The following is a 14,056-nucleotide window of genomic DNA, read 5'->3' as shown; positions in this document are numbered from 1 at the left end:
GTTCTAGCAGCCGCCTGTTTCCGGGGCGTGACGACGGGTCGCACGGTCTCGCCGACCCCGCCCGTTCCGGTCGACCGCGCCGCGCGGTCCGGGAAACCCGGCGGTGACACCCGCGAAACACGGGCACCCTAGGTTCGCCCCATGACGCAGACCCTGATCCGCGCCGGCTGGGTGCTCACCGCCGCACCGGACGGCTCCTCCACACCCGCAGCGATCCGCGACGGCGCCGTCCTGCTCGACGGGGCCCGCATCGCCGCCGTCGGAACCTTCGCCGAGCTGTCCGCTGCGCATCCCGACGCACCCGTCCGCGGCGGCGCGTACGACATCGTGACCCCGGGCTTCGTGAACACACACGGCCACTTCAGCGAGGGGCTCATCACGGGCATCGGCTCGCAGTACACGCTGTGGGAGTGGCTCACCGCACTGATCGGCCGCGTCAACCCGGTGGTGACCCGCGAGAAGGCGTACGCCGGCACGGTGCTCCAGGGCATCCAGCTCCTCCGGAGCGGTGTGACGACCGCGAACGACATGTTCTGCGCCGACCCGGTGCCCGACGAGCCGGCGACCCCGGGTGTCGTGCAGGCACTCGAGGACCTCGGGCTCCGCGGTGTCGTGTCGTTCGGCTCCGGCGACGTCGACCGCGACTTCGGCGCGACCCCGATCCTCGACGAGTTCGAGGCCCTGCGCGAGGCCGCCGACGCCAGCCGCTACAGCACCTTCCGCGTGGGCGTCTCGTCGATCGGCCGGTACACCGACGACACCTGGCAGGAGCACGTCGACTACGCGGTCGCGGGCGGCCACGGGGTGCACGTGCACTTCCACGAGGTGCGCGAGGAGGTCACCGCCGCCCGGCAGCGCACCGGTCGGACGGCGATCGGCCACGCCGAGGCGACGGGCATGTTCCAGGTCCCGGTGATCGCCGCGCACAGCGTCTGGGTCGACCGCGAGGACCGCGAGCGATACGCCACGCACGGCGTCGGGGTCGCGCACAACCCCGTCGCGAACGGCATCCTGGCGAGCGGCATCGCGCCGGTCGCCGAACTGCGAGCGCTCGGCGTCCCGGTCGGGATCGGGGTCGATGGTCCGGCGTCGAACGACTCGCAGGACTTCCTGCAGGCGATGAAGACCGCGGCCCTGCTCGCCCGCGTCCGCGACCTGCAGGCAACCGCGATGAGTGCACGCGAGGCCCTCGAGATGGGTACGATCGGCGGCGCCCGGGCCCTGCGGATGGAGCAGGAGATCGGGTCGCTCGAGCCCGGCAAGCGCGCTGACCTGGTGGTGTTCGACGGCGACTCCCCCACGCTGGCGAACGTGCACGACCCCTACCAGGCGGTCGTCTTCGTCGCGGGCAGCCGTGAGGTCCGCGACGTCTGGGTCGACGGCGAGCTGAGTCTCGCCGACGGCGACGTCACGAAGGTCGACGTGCGCGAGGCGGTGGACCGCGCCCGCCCCCTCGCCCGCCAGCTCGTCGCCGAGGCAGGGCTGGAGCGCCTGTCGGCGCTCACCGGTGGCGCGCTCGACGACACCGAGCGTCCCTGACGGCGCACACGGACCGGGTGGGGGACGGGACCGGACGGGAGGCGGTGCGCACGTCGTGTGCACCGCCTCCCGTCCGTCTCGTCACCGGCGACGGCCCGTCACAGTTCCAGGACCAGGCGCGGGCAGCCGCGCCGGGCGCGTGAGACGCACACCATCATCGTGCGGTCGTCCGCCTGCTCCTCGGGGCTGAGCACGGTGTCCCGGTGCTCGACCGAGCCCTCGAGGACCGGGGTCTCGCAGGTGCCGCACGTGCCCTCGCGGCACGAGGACAGGACGAAGGCGCCGGCCTCCTCGGCGACCTCGAGCAGCGTGCGGTCGGCGGGGACGGTGAGGGTGACGCCGGTGACGGCGAGGTCGACCTCGAAGGGTTCCCCGGGGGCGTCGACGTCGTCGGCCGGTTCGAACCGCTCGACCCGGACGCTCCCGGCGGGCCAGTGCGCGGCGGCTGTCTCGACCGCGTCCATGAGTCCGCGCGGACCGCAGCAGTAGACGACGGCGTCCCGCGGTTCGGCGAGGAGGCCGATCACGTTCAACCGCGGGTGTTCGTCCGCCGCGGCGACGACGACCCGCTCGGGGTGTGCCGCCACGAGGTCGTCGACGAAGGCCATCCGGCTGCGGCTGCGGCCGGCGTAGTGGAGCTCCCAGGGCGTGCCGGCGCGTTCGGCGGCGATGATCATCGCCACGAGCGGCGTGATCCCGATGCCGCCGGCGACGAACACCGCGGGCCTGGTCGGGTCGAAGCCGAAGTGGTTGCGCGGTCCGGCGACCACGACCTCGTCGCCGACCGCGAACCCGTCGTGTACGGCGCGGGATCCCCCGCGGCCGTCCGGTTCCCGGAGCACCGCGATGCGCCAGTGCCCCTCGGGCGTGGTCGTGACGAGCGAGTACTGCCGCTCGGTGCCCGGCGCGACCTCGAGGTCGACGTGCGCCCCGGGCTCCCAGTCGGGCAGTGGTGCGCCGTCGTCCGGTGCGAGGTCGAGCGCGACGACGTCGGTCGCGACCGCGCGGCGGGCGGCGACCCGCACGCGGCGACGCTCCGACGCGGCGGTCACGCGTCGACTCCGGTGCTCGGGGCCGCTCCGGCGCGTGGGGTCTCCTTGACCACGATCATGTGGAAGCGGCTGCCGTCCGCGCTGCACCAGCGGTGCCCGGTGCCGCCGCGGTAGTACGCGGAGTCACCCGGCCCGAGGCGCAGGGGTGCCTGCCCGCGGAGGTCGAGCAGGACGTCGCCGGCGAGCACGGTGAGGAACTCGTCCTCGCGGTGCTCGAAGTACTCCCCGACGTCGGTGTTGTCGCCCGTCCACTCGAGCGGCTCGAAGGCGTGCGGTCCGGCGTGCACGAGCAGCCGGGCCTCGCCGCTCGAGAACGGCCCGCGGGCACCCTCGCCGGCGCGGATGACCTCGGGGGCGCGCACGTCGTGGTCGGGGCGCTCCGGGGCGCCGGCCGCGAGCAGCTCGACCTGGGTGGTCCCGAGCGCGGCGGCGATCTTCTCGAGGGACACCATGCTCGCTCGGGAGTGCCCTCGTTCGACCTGACTGAGGAACGGGTGCGACAGCCCGGTCAGCTCGGCGACCTGCACGAGGGTCAGTCGTGCAGCGCGTCTGCGGGCGCGGATGTGCTCCCCGATCCGCTGGGTCTGGTCGTCGACGACGCGGTCGGTCTCGGTGGTGGTGCCGGTGCTCACGCGCACTCCTCTCGGCCTGGTGGCGGCGCTCCGGTGCGGTGGTGGGCGGGTCGGACGAGTCCGCCGGTCGGAACCGTCGTTCCGGCCGCCCGGTCCAGCCGGGACGGGTGTCACACACGGCAACCGCCTCGAAACGAGAGGGAAACACTGCCGCCCTAGCATCGGAGATGTTGATGCGATCAACATTCTCACACACGATCGGGAGGCACCGGATGGACGCCGCAGCACCTCGCCAGGTCGGACTCCTCCGGTCCGCGCTGCTGCCGGACGGGCGCCTGGTCGACGTCGCGATCGACGGCGAGACCGTGACCGACGTCGCCTCCGCCGGCACGCTCTCGGCTCCCGCCGACGCCGTGCTCGACCTCGACGGACGCCTGCTGCTCACCGCACCGGCCGAGCCGCACGCGCACCTCGACAAGGCCCTGAGTGCCGACGCGATCCACCCCCCGCTCGGCGACCTCGGTGCCGCGATCGCCTCGTGGTCCGCGCACGCCGCCACGATGACCGTCGAGGACGTCACCGACCGGGCACGGACCGCCGCACTGGCGCTGCTCGCCACCGGCACCACGTCCGTCCGCACCCACGTCGACGTGCTGAGCGGCCGACGCACCGCCGAGGACGCCCCTGCCCCGGTCGAGTCGGCCACCCGCGGCGCCCGAGCCCTCGTGCAGGTCCGCGACGAGCTCGCCGGCCTGATGGACATCGAGCTCGTCGCGCTCGCCGGGCCGCTCGCACCCGACCACCACGTCGAGGCCGTCCTCGACTGCGGCGTCGACCTGGTCGGCGGCGCCCCGCACCTGGCCGAGGACCCGCTGGCCGACGTCGACCGACTGCTCGCGATCGCGGAGCGGTACGGGGTCGGAGTGGACCTGCACACCGACGAGAGCCTCGACGGGCCGGTCACCCTCGACCACTACGCCCGCGCCGTCCTGCGGATGCCGCGCACCGGCCGGCAGTACTCGGCCGGGCACTGCGTCCGGCTCGGCACGCTCGGCCACGAGCGCCTGGCCGAGGTCGTCGCCGACGTCGCCGCCGCGGACCTCGGCATCATCACGCTGCCGATCACGAACCTGTACCTGCAGGGGTGGCAGCACCCGGTGTCCACGCCCCGGGGGCTCACCGCGATCCGCGCCCTGACCGAGGCCGGTGTGCGCGTCGCCGCGGGCGCGGACAACGTCCGCGACCCGTTCAACCCGGTCGGGCGGAGCGACGCCCTCGAGACCGCGAGCCTGCTCGTGTCGGCCGGCCACGTCACGCCGGACCAGGCGTACGCGATGGTGAGCGACACCGCCCGGAGCGTGATGGGCCTCCCGGCCGCCGGCCCCGTCCCCGGACGGCGGGCTGACCTGCTCGCGATCGCCGCGACGAGCGTCACCGACGCGGTGGCGAACGCTCCGGCCGACCGCATCGTCCTGTCCCGCGGGCGCCTCGTCGCCCGCACCGAGGTCCGCACGACCGTCGCCCTCCCGGTGTCCGTGCGCGCGACCGCACCCGTCCCCGCCTGACCCCCTCGCCCCACCACCGCGAACCCGTGACCCGAGAACCCGAGGTGCCCGTGACCACCACCGCCCCGCCGCCCGTCACCACGACGGACACGCTGCTCGACTTCCGGAACGTCGAGATGACCTTCCCGAACGGCACCATCGCCCTGCAGGGCGTCGACCTGACCGTCGACCGCGGGCAGTTCGTGTCCGTCGTCGGGCCCTCCGGCTGCGGCAAGTCGACGCTGCTGCGCATCGCCTCCGGACTCGAGTCGGCGTCCGACGGGTCCGCCGACGTCGCCGCCGACCGCATCGGCTACGTGTTCCAGGACGCGACCCTGCTGCCGTGGCGCACCGTGCAGGGCAACGTCGAGCTGCTCGCCGAGCTCGCGCACGTGCCGAAGGCCGAACGGGCTGCCGATGCTGCTCGTGCGATCGACCTGGTCGGGCTGAACGGCTTCGAGACGAACCTGCCGAAGCAGCTGTCCGGCGGCATGCGGATGCGCGTCTCGCTCGCCCGGTCGCTGACGCTCGACCCCGAGCTGTTCCTGTTCGACGAACCGTTCGGCGCCCTCGACGAGATCACCCGCGAGCGCCTGAACGACGAGCTCCTCCGGCTCTTCGTCGAGCAGCAGTTCGCCGGACTGTTCATCACCCACTCGGTGTCCGAGGCCGTGTACCTGTCCACCGAGGTCGTCGTCATGTCCGGCCGTCCGGGCAGCATCGTCGGCCGGTTCGAGGTGCCGTTCCCGATGCCCCGCGACCCCGACATCCGCTTCACCCCCGAGTTCGCCGAACTGGTCGGCGAGGTCTCGCACGCGCTCCGGGAAGGACACCGCTGATGGTCACCCTGCAGGAGGTCGCCGAGGCCCGCGCCGTCCGAGCGGCAGCACGCCGCACCGCACCGCGCGCCCGCCGGACCGTGTCGTGGTGGCAGCCCGTCGTCGTCCTCGCCGTGCTCGTCGGCATCTGGTACGCCGCGGCCGCCTACTACGACCACGTCCGTGGCCTCGCGTTCCTGGTGCCGTACCCGCACCTCGTGGCGAAGGCGATCGTCGCCCCGACGATGCCCGACGGCTCGCCCTCGACCTTCGGCACCGACCTGTGGGCCGCGCTCGGTCGCACCACCGTGGTGTCCCTCGTCGGCCTCGGCTTCGCGATCGTCATCGGTGTCGTCTGGGCGATGGCGATGGCGCAGGCGAAGTGGCTCGAGCGGTCGCTCTACCCGTACGCGGTGGTGCTGCAGTGCGTGCCGATCCTGGCGCTCGTACCCCTGATCGGCGCCCTGTTCGGCTACGAGTTCGCGAGCCGGGTCATCGTCACCGTGATGATCGCCCTGTTCCCGATGGTGTCGAACACCCTGTTCGGCCTGCAGTCCGCCGACCGCGGGCAGCGCGAGCTCTTCCGGCTGCAGCGGGCGAGCCGGTTCGCCCAGCTCGTGAAGCTGCAGTTCCCCGCCGCCCTGCCGTCGATCTTCGTCGGTCTGCGGACCTCGGCCGGCCTGAGCGTCATCGGCGCGATCGTCGGCGACCAGTTCTTCCAGCGCGGCAACCCCGGGCTCGGCGTCCTCATCCAGGTGACCGCCTCGCGCCTCATGGGGCCGGAGCTCTACGCGACCATCATCATCGCCTCGCTCTACGGCGTCGCCGTCTTCCTCGTGTTCGGACTGATCGGCCGCCTGGCCGTCGGTCGCTGGCACGACTTCAGCTGACCCGCGTCGCGGCGCTCTCCCCCGACCGCCGCGGCGCGGGTCGCCCCGACTCCCCTTCGCTTCCCGTCCCCCTCACCGACCCACAGCACCACGAGACCCGCACCACGAACGGAGCCTCCATGCGCACCACCCGAACCACGACGCGGATCGGCGTCGCGACCGCAGCCCTCGCCGCGACCGCCCTCACCCTGACCGGATGCGCCGCCGGCTCGTCCGCCGGCACCGCGGCGTCGAGCGCCAGCGCGAAGGCCGCGACCGGCCCCGCGATCGACCTGTCGGGCGTCTGCCCGGCGACCGTCGTCGTCCAGACCGACTGGAACCCCGAGGGCGAGCACGGCCACCTGTACGAGATGCTCGGTCCGAACCCGTCGATCGACGCGTCGGGCAAGACCGTCACCGGCGACCTGTACGCCAACGGCAAGAGCACCGGCGTGCAGCTCGAGATCCGCGCCGGCGGCCCCGCGATCGGCTACACGAAGGTCGCATCGCAGATGTACCAGGACAAGGACATCACCCTCGGCTACATGTCCACCGACGAGCAGGTGCAGTTCTCCGGCAACCTGCCCACCACGGCTGTCTTCGCCGAGAACGACTCGTCCCCGATGTCGATCATGTGGGACCCGAAGACCTATCCCGACGTCGACTCCATCGAGGACCTCGGCAAGGAGCTCGAGAAGAACGGCGGCGTCGTCCGCTACTTCAACGGTGCCGCGTACATGACGTACCTCGAGCAGTCCGGCATCCTGCCGAAGAAGGTCCTCGACGGCAGCTACGACGGCACCCCGTCGAAGTTCGTCTCCGCCGGCGGCAAGGACGCCCAGCAGGGCTTCGCCACCGCCGAGCCGTACATCTACCAGAACCAGGTCGCCGCCTGGGGCAAGAAGGTCGCGTACAAGCCCATCTCGAGCACCGGGTGGAACCCCTACCCCGAGGCCGTGTCCGTCCGCACCGGCGACCTGTCGAAGCTCGAGCCGTGCCTGCAGAAGCTCGTGCCCGTGATGCAGCAGGCCGACGTGGACTACCTGAAGGCGCCCGAGGCCACGAACGACCTCATCACGCAGCTCGTGCAGCAGTACAACAACGGCTGGACGTACGACTCGAAGGTCGGAGCGTTCGCGGCGAAGCAGATGGTGGACCTCGGTCTGGCGAAGGACACGGACGGCTACATCGGCTCGATGGACGAGCAGCGCATGCAGGACTTCATCGACAAGGCGAAGCCCGTCTTCGCCGGCACCGGTGACGTGAAGAGCGACCTCGCACCGTCCGACCTGTACACGAACGAGTTCCTCGACAAGTCCATCGGACTGGGCAACTGACAGCCGGTCGGCCGCGCGCGTCGTGTCGGCCGACCACCCGTCGGACGGGAGGCGCGGGGCACGCCCGCCCCGTGCCTCCCGTCCGCTGTTCCCGCACCACCCACCCACAGGAGTGAGCATGACCACCGTCACCCCCGCCTCCACCACCCCCGACACCGCCGTGTCCGCCGCGGCGCTCGCGGCGCTCGGCGCCGACCTCGTCGACCTGCTCGGTGAGCGCGGCGTCAGCGCCGACGAGCGCACCCGCGCCCGCGCCTCCGTCGACGAGGCGACCATGAGCCCGATCCTCAGCGCGCAGCTGCCGCTCGGACTGGCCGACCTCGTCGCGTACCCGGCGTCGGCGGACGACGTCGCGGCCACCCTGCAGGCCGCCGTCCGGCACGGCGTCCCCGTCACGACCCGCGGCAAGGGCACCGGCAACTACGGCCAGGGCATCCCGCTGCACGGCGGACTCGTCCTCGACACCTCGCGGGCACGCGCCGTCGTCGAGGTCGGCGACGGGTGGATCACCGCCGAGGCCGGCGCCTCGATGGTCGCCCTCGAGCAGGCCGCGGCCGCCGCCGGGCAGCAGCTCTGGATGTACCCGTCCACCGCGCAGTCCACCATCGGCGGGTTCCTGTCCGGCGGCTCCGGCGGCACCGGTTCGATCGCGCACGGCTCGAACTGGCAGGGGTTCGTCACCGCGCTCGACGTCGCACTGCCCGGCTCGGACCAACTGCTGCACGTCGAGGGTGACGAGGCACAGCCGTTCGTGCACACCTACGGCACCGCCGGTGTGATCGCCCGGGCGACCGTCCGCCTCGAGCCGCTGCAGGAGTGGCGTGCGGTCTACGCGTCGTTCCCGACCTTCGAGGACGCGCTCGTCGCCGTCCGGACCCTGCGCGGGCTCGACCCGGTGCCGCGGCTCGTCAGCGCCGACCGGCCCGAGGTCGCGGCCACGCTGCCGTCCGACACCGCGATCCCGGACGACCGGGCGAGCCTCCGCGCGATCATCGACGACGTCGTGCTCGACGAGGCCCGCGCGCTGGTCGAGCAGGCCGGCGGCACCGTGTCCGACGTCCGCGAGGGCCTGCAGCAGACCACCAAGGTGTCGATGCTGTCCTACAACCACCCGATCTGGTGGCTCAAGCGGAACACCCCCGACACCGAGTACTTCCACGTCGAGGTCGGCGGCGAGGCGCTCATCGACCGGATCGCCGAGGTCGAGGCCGTCTACCCGGGCGGGATGCTGCACATCGAGGCGGCACACGTCGGCCCGATCGGCATGCTCACCGCGCCGTACACCGGGGCCGAGGACGTCTACGCGGGCTACCCGGTACTCCGTGAGCTGGGCGTCCGGGTGCACAGCCCGCACCAGTACTACGTCGACCACGGGGTCGAGGAACTCGTGGCACTGAAACAGCGCACCGACCCCGAGGGGCTGCTCAACCCGGGGCACGTCATCGACCCGTCGCTCGTGGTCAGCGGTGGCTCGACCGCGTCGGCGCAGCCCGTCGTGCCGGGGTTCGGCAAGTGAGCGGCGCCGTACGCTCGCGTCGTCTGGCGGAGCTCTCGGGGCCGGCGGTCGCCGCCGGCTTCGGACCGGAGACGATCGTGGTGCAGCCGACCGGGGCCGTCGAGCACCACGGGCCGCACCTGCCGCTCGTCACCGACTTCCTGCTCGCCGACCACATCGGCGGCGCGGCCGTCGAGCGGGCCGCTGCCGAGGGCCTCGACGTCTGGCAGCTGCCGACGCTGGCGTTCACGAAGTCCGACGAGCACAGCTGGGCGCCGGGCACGGTGTGGCTGGACGAGTCGACGATGTTCGACACCGCCGTGCAGATCGGCCGTGCCGTGGCGCTGACGGGTGCCGGGTCGCTGGTCTTCGCGAACGGGCACGGCGGGAACGTCGCCCTGCTCCAGGTCGCCCTGCGCGAGATCCGGAAGCGGTACGGACTGAAGACGTTCCTCATGCCGACGCTCTCCCGGATGCCCGGTCCCGCCGGCGAGGACGCCGACGAGCGCGGGTTCGGCATCCACGGTGGGGCGGCGGAGACGTCGATGATCCTGCACCTGCGGCCCGACCTGGTCGACATGTCGCTCGCGGAGCGGTGGGTGCCGGACCACCTGGCAGCGTTCGAGAAGATCCGGTTCAACGGTGGGCCGGTGTCCTTCGGGTGGTTGTCGAACGACTTCGGCACGCCCGGGGTCGTCGGGGACGCGAGCCGGGCGACCGCGACCTACGGGCAGGTGCTGTGGGACCTGTCCCTGGACGAAGCCGTGGCGTCCCTGCACGAGATCGCCCGCTTCGACCCGGCGGTCGCGAAGCCCGCCGCCGCTCCACTCGTGTCCGACGTGGTGACGGTGCCGTGACCGTCCTGCCGGGGCAGGCGGCGGCCGCGCAGGACGACGCTGCCGCCACCCCGGCCGACCCGCTCGAGCTGGCCGCCGCGTGGCTCCCGGCCGCCGAGGACGGACCCGGCCCCACCATGACCCTGTCCACACTCGGCCTCGACGGCTACCCGTCCGCCCGGACCGTGCTGCTCTCGCGGTTCGACGGAGCGCGCCTGCACTTCCACACCGACAGCCGGAGCCGCAAGGCCGCCGAGCTCGCCGCGCTCCCCCGCGCCGCCGTCACCCTCGTCTGGCCCGAGGCGGCGCGGCAGCTCGTGGTCGTCGGGGACGTGGCACCCGTCACCGACGCCGAGGCCCGCGCCGCCTACGCCGCCAGGACCCGGTACCTGCAGGTGCTCGCGTGGGTGAACGACCACGAGGCCGCCGCCGACACCCACGGGCGACGACGGGAGCTCTGGGCGGCGTTCGAGCGTCAGCGACCGGGTGCCGGGCTCGAGCCACCGGGCACCTGGACGGGCTACGCGCTCACGCCGGTGCGGATGCTGTTCTGGCGCGGTGCGACCGATGCGGCGAGCAACCGGCTCGCGTACGAGCGCCACGCCGACGGCTCGTGGGCGCAGGAGTCCTGGCCCGGCTGACCCGCCGGTCACGGCCCGGCGCCGATGCCGATGCCGATGCCGAACCACGTGCCCGACACCGAACCAGGTCGCACGGCTGGTTCGACGTCGGCCCCGTGGTTCGACGAGCCCACTCGCGAGGACCGACCGCGGCGTCCGTCGGCGTCAGCCCGGAGTGATCTCCCTGATCGTCGCCGACACCGACGACGGATCGTCGGCCGTGGTGCGCGCGGAGCACGACCAGACGACCGGTTCCGCCGCCTTCCCGTGTTCCTCGCGCTGGACCGATGACCTTCCGGTGACGGTGACCGCGGTCGCCCCGGGCGGGTCCCCCCGGCCCTGCTCGATGGCCGTCGACCGGGTGTCGACGACCTTCCACGGGGTCGTCCCGTACTGGTCACGCCACCAGGCGACGATCGCCGGCCCGACCCTCGTCTCGCACGCCGCGCGCGCGACCCCGTCGAAGGAGGTCTGCTGCTGCGTGCAGCCGGTGAGCGCGACGAGCACGACCACGACGGCCGTGGCCGCGACGGTGCGGGTCCTCATGCACCCATCGTGCCGAACGCCGTGCGGCGCGTACAGCCCGGGGACGCCGGAGCGCGCGACGCGGCGAGCGATCGCGACGGCGACGGCGACGGCGACGGCGACGGCGACGAACCACGTTCCCGACGTCGAACCAGGTCGTGCGCCTGGTTCGATGTCGGGATCGTGGTCCGATCCGCTGCGCGGCGCACGGCCTCCCCCGCGCTACGCCCCGCCGAGGGCCCGCGTCGCCAGGTGCAGCGCGAGCCGGGTCTCCGGGTCGCCGAGGTCCACGCCGAGCAGCCGCTGCACCCGGTCGATGCGATCGGCCACGGTGTTGCGGTGCACCCCGAGCACCGCGGCCGTCTCCGCCACCGAGGACTCCGCGTCGAGGTACGCCGCCAGGGTCGAGCGGAGCGCCCCGCCCCCGCGCTCCAGGGGCGCGAGGAGCTGCTCCGCCGCCGGCAGGAACGTGTCGGTCTGCGTCCACGCGAGCAGCAGCTGCGCGAGGCCGAGCCGGTCGACGTGCACGAAGAAGCCCGACTCCGGTCGCGCGGCGGCGAGGCGGACGGCGTCGCCCGCTTCGCCGAGCGTCCGCACGAGCCCCGCCGGACCGGCGTGCACGCTGCCCACGCCGGCGTTCGTGTCGACCGCGGAGCGCAGGGCGTTCTGGGCGGCGCGCACCGAGGCGGCGAGCGCGGCGACCGCGGCACGGTCGGGTTCGTCGGACGACGAGCACCAGAGTGCCCACCCGTCGGTCTGCTCGACCACCACCACGTCGAGCCCGTGCGCGTCGAACGCCGTCTCGACCTCGCGTCGCAGGGCCACCGCGTCGACCGGCTCCCGCGCGACGAGCCGGACGCCGACGTGCCAGGCGTCGAGCTCCCAGCCGGCGGCGATGGTCCGCTGCACCAGGGGCGGCGCCGGTGCCCCGTCGGCGCTCCGGAGGTCGTCGAGCATCGCCATCCGGTACCGGGCGTCGCGCTCGTCGTCGAGCCGGGTGAGCACGAGCCGGTGTCCGGCCGCGACCGCCGCGACCCGCAGTGCGGTCGCGAGCACGACCCGCTCGGCACGCACGGGCGTGGTGGTGCCGACCGCGAGCCAGGCCCGCGGTCCGATGCCGGTCGGGACGGGCACGGCCACGACCGTCTCCCGGTCGTCGGTCGCCCAGACCGGCTCGCTCGTCCCGACCGTACGCGCGAGCAGTGCCGCGGTCGCCGGCGCGACCCCCGCACCGCGCAGGGGACGTCCCGACGCGTCGAGGAACCGGATCGCGTGTCCGAGCTCGTGCTCGAGCCGGGTGAACAGCTCGTCCAGGGCGGGCCCGGCGTCGAGTCCGACCCGCGCCGCGACGACGGCGGTACGGGCAGCGGGAGCGTCCCCGGACCCGATGAGCTCGTGCACCCGCACGGAGGCGGCCCACGGGTCCGGGGTCACGACCACCGCGACGCCGAGTCGATCGGCGAGCGCGGCGGTCCCGGCGCCGGGCAGCGGTGTCCCGTCGGCGAGCCCGACGACGAGCACCGCGACGCCGGCGGTCGCCGCCCGGCGGAGCAGCACGTCGAACCGGGCGTCGAAGCGCTCGACCGGGGTGAGCAGGACGACCGCGGAGTCGTCCGTCCCGAGCAGCCGACCGACGTGCTCGGGCAGGCCGACGAGTCCGCGCACGGTGGTGACCGTGCCCGTCGCCGGTCCGACGAGCAACGTCGCGCCCTCGGGCAGCAGGGGCAGGAAGTCCGAGACGGGGATCACGCTGCGGCCTCCGGCACGGCGTCGGCGTCGATCCCGAACGCCCGGGGCGCCACGCGTGCCGTGCGCTCCGGCGACGCCCACCACCACGGCGCACCGGGCAGCACGAGCACCGCGAGCTCGTCCCCGACCCGGGCTCGCTCGGTGCTGACGGGCCGCAGGGACCTGGCGTCGACGACGACGATGCAGCTCGGGGTGCTCGCGACCGGTTCACCGTCCACCAGGCAGTGCACCCACTCGCTGCCCGCCTCGACCCGGACGACGGCGCCGGTGGCCGCGTCGCGGATCGCCATCGACCCGTGCACGAACGCGACCGCGTCCCCGCCGCGCTGCACGTCGAGCACGCGGCCGCGGGCGACGGCACGAGCGCCGTCGAGCCCGACCACGAGGTCCTCGACGCCGGCCGCGGCTGCAGCGACGCGTCCGGTGCGCAGGGCCCGGTCGACACTGCCCGTGATGCAGCGTGCGGCGAGCACCTCGGCGTCGACGGGGCCGACCGCGAACGCCGCCCACCCGCCGCTGTGCGAGACCGCCTCGCGCCAGACCGTCTCGAGATCCCGCGGGTCCGGCGCGTCGACCACGATCCGCAGGCCGCTGGACGTCACCGCAGCGGCGGTGACCGAGGGCGACGACCCGACGAACAGGGAGAGCTGGTCGATGCGCGGCGTCGCCCGACCGACCAGGTCGGCGTCGACGAGCGGCAGGCCGACCGCGTGCGCCGTGAGCGCCGCGGCCGGTCCGGTGACGCCACCGATCTGCGCTGCGACGACGGCGTCCGCCCGACGGCCGGTCCAGCGTTCCACCGCGGCGAGCGCGTCGGGCAGCTCCCGCCCGCTCGGCGTCTTCTCCTCGAGCACGGTGGTCGACCCGACGAGCCCCACCGCCATCACCGCGCGGACACCGCCGCCGACCGGCACGACCGGCACCCGGGCGTCGCCGAGCGCCCGCCGCAGGGCATGGGCCATGTGGTCCACCTGGCCGCCACCGCCGCACCCGAGGAGCGCGGTGCCGCGTGCGAAGTCGTCGACGTCGTCGGCCCGGAGGCCCGTCACGACCCCGTCACGCTGCTCGCCCTGGTGCACACCTGCGATCCTCGCGCATCG

Annotated in this window: 13 protein-coding genes; 8 read left to right on the top strand and 5 right to left on the bottom strand. The window is 73.7% G+C overall.

What is annotated here, in order from left to right:
• Positions 1–141 precede the first annotated feature (141 nt).
• Complete coding sequence (locus ACIQFY_RS05665) at positions 142–1,539, top strand: amidohydrolase family protein (RefSeq protein ID WP_400338697.1); 1,398 nt, start codon at positions 142–144, stop codon at positions 1,537–1,539.
• 98 nt (positions 1,540–1,637) lie between these two features.
• On the opposite strand, the gene ACIQFY_RS05660 is transcribed toward ACIQFY_RS05665, so the two are convergent.
• Entirely contained in the window at positions 1,638–2,591 is a 954-nt protein-coding gene (locus ACIQFY_RS05660) for a PDR/VanB family oxidoreductase (RefSeq protein ID WP_326495286.1), read from the bottom strand.
• Entirely contained in the window at positions 2,588–3,223 is a 636-nt protein-coding gene (locus ACIQFY_RS05655) for a helix-turn-helix domain-containing protein (protein ID WP_326495285.1), read from the bottom strand. Before ACIQFY_RS05655 ends, ACIQFY_RS05660 begins: the two co-directional genes overlap by 4 nt.
• Before the next feature lie 212 nt (positions 3,224–3,435).
• On the opposite strand from ACIQFY_RS05655, the gene ACIQFY_RS05650 reads away from it, so the two are divergent.
• The 7 genes from ACIQFY_RS05650 (at position 3,436) to ACIQFY_RS05620 (ending at position 10,703) form a co-directional block, all read left to right on the top strand.
• Positions 3,436–4,728, top strand: a complete 1,293-nt coding sequence (locus tag ACIQFY_RS05650; protein WP_326495284.1) for an amidohydrolase family protein — start codon at positions 3,436–3,438, stop codon at positions 4,726–4,728.
• A 26-nt stretch (positions 4,729–4,754) separates the two neighbouring features.
• Positions 4,755–5,546, top strand: a complete 792-nt coding sequence (locus tag ACIQFY_RS05645) for an ABC transporter ATP-binding protein (RefSeq protein ID WP_326495283.1) — start codon at positions 4,755–4,757, stop codon at positions 5,544–5,546.
• On the top strand, positions 5,546–6,415 hold the full coding sequence (locus ACIQFY_RS05640; RefSeq protein WP_251154509.1) for an ABC transporter permease: 870 nt from the start codon (positions 5,546–5,548) through the stop codon (positions 6,413–6,415). Before ACIQFY_RS05645 ends, ACIQFY_RS05640 begins: the two co-directional genes overlap by 1 nt.
• Positions 6,416–6,534: 119 nt before the next feature.
• Complete coding sequence (locus ACIQFY_RS05635) at positions 6,535–7,731, top strand: ABC transporter substrate-binding protein (protein WP_311206015.1); 1,197 nt, start codon at positions 6,535–6,537, stop codon at positions 7,729–7,731.
• Between the two features lie 118 nt (positions 7,732–7,849).
• Entirely contained in the window at positions 7,850–9,247 is a 1,398-nt protein-coding gene (locus ACIQFY_RS05630) for an FAD-binding oxidoreductase (RefSeq protein ID WP_311206014.1), read from the top strand.
• Positions 9,244–10,083, top strand: coding sequence for a creatininase family protein (locus ACIQFY_RS05625; RefSeq protein WP_400338692.1), 840 nt, complete (start codon positions 9,244–9,246; stop codon positions 10,081–10,083). Before ACIQFY_RS05630 ends, ACIQFY_RS05625 begins: the two co-directional genes overlap by 4 nt.
• Positions 10,080–10,703, top strand: coding sequence for a pyridoxamine 5'-phosphate oxidase family protein (locus ACIQFY_RS05620; RefSeq protein ID WP_311206013.1), 624 nt, complete (start codon positions 10,080–10,082; stop codon positions 10,701–10,703). Before ACIQFY_RS05625 ends, ACIQFY_RS05620 begins: the two co-directional genes overlap by 4 nt.
• Before the next feature lie 144 nt (positions 10,704–10,847).
• Here the strand turns inward: ACIQFY_RS05620 and ACIQFY_RS05615 are convergent, their stop codons facing one another.
• From ACIQFY_RS05615 to ACIQFY_RS05605, 3 genes are all read right to left on the bottom strand, one after another.
• Positions 10,848–11,228, bottom strand: coding sequence for a hypothetical protein (locus ACIQFY_RS05615; protein WP_400338690.1), 381 nt, complete (start codon positions 11,226–11,228; stop codon positions 10,848–10,850).
• Positions 11,229–11,429: 201 nt separating this feature from the next.
• Positions 11,430–12,956, bottom strand: a complete 1,527-nt coding sequence (locus ACIQFY_RS05610) for a PucR family transcriptional regulator (protein ID WP_400338689.1) — start codon at positions 12,954–12,956, stop codon at positions 11,430–11,432.
• Entirely contained in the window at positions 12,953–14,035 is a 1,083-nt protein-coding gene (locus ACIQFY_RS05605) for a DUF917 domain-containing protein (RefSeq protein WP_400338687.1), read from the bottom strand. The genes ACIQFY_RS05610 and ACIQFY_RS05605 overlap by 4 nt, the downstream gene beginning before the upstream one ends.
• Between the last annotated feature and the right edge of the window lie 21 nt (positions 14,036–14,056).

The organism is Curtobacterium sp. NPDC092190 (assembly GCF_044755625.1).
GTDB lineage: Bacteria > Actinomycetota > Actinomycetes > Actinomycetales > Microbacteriaceae > Curtobacterium.
The sequence above is the reverse complement of the archived record's forward strand: the minus strand, read 5'-3'. Positions and strand labels throughout refer to the sequence as shown.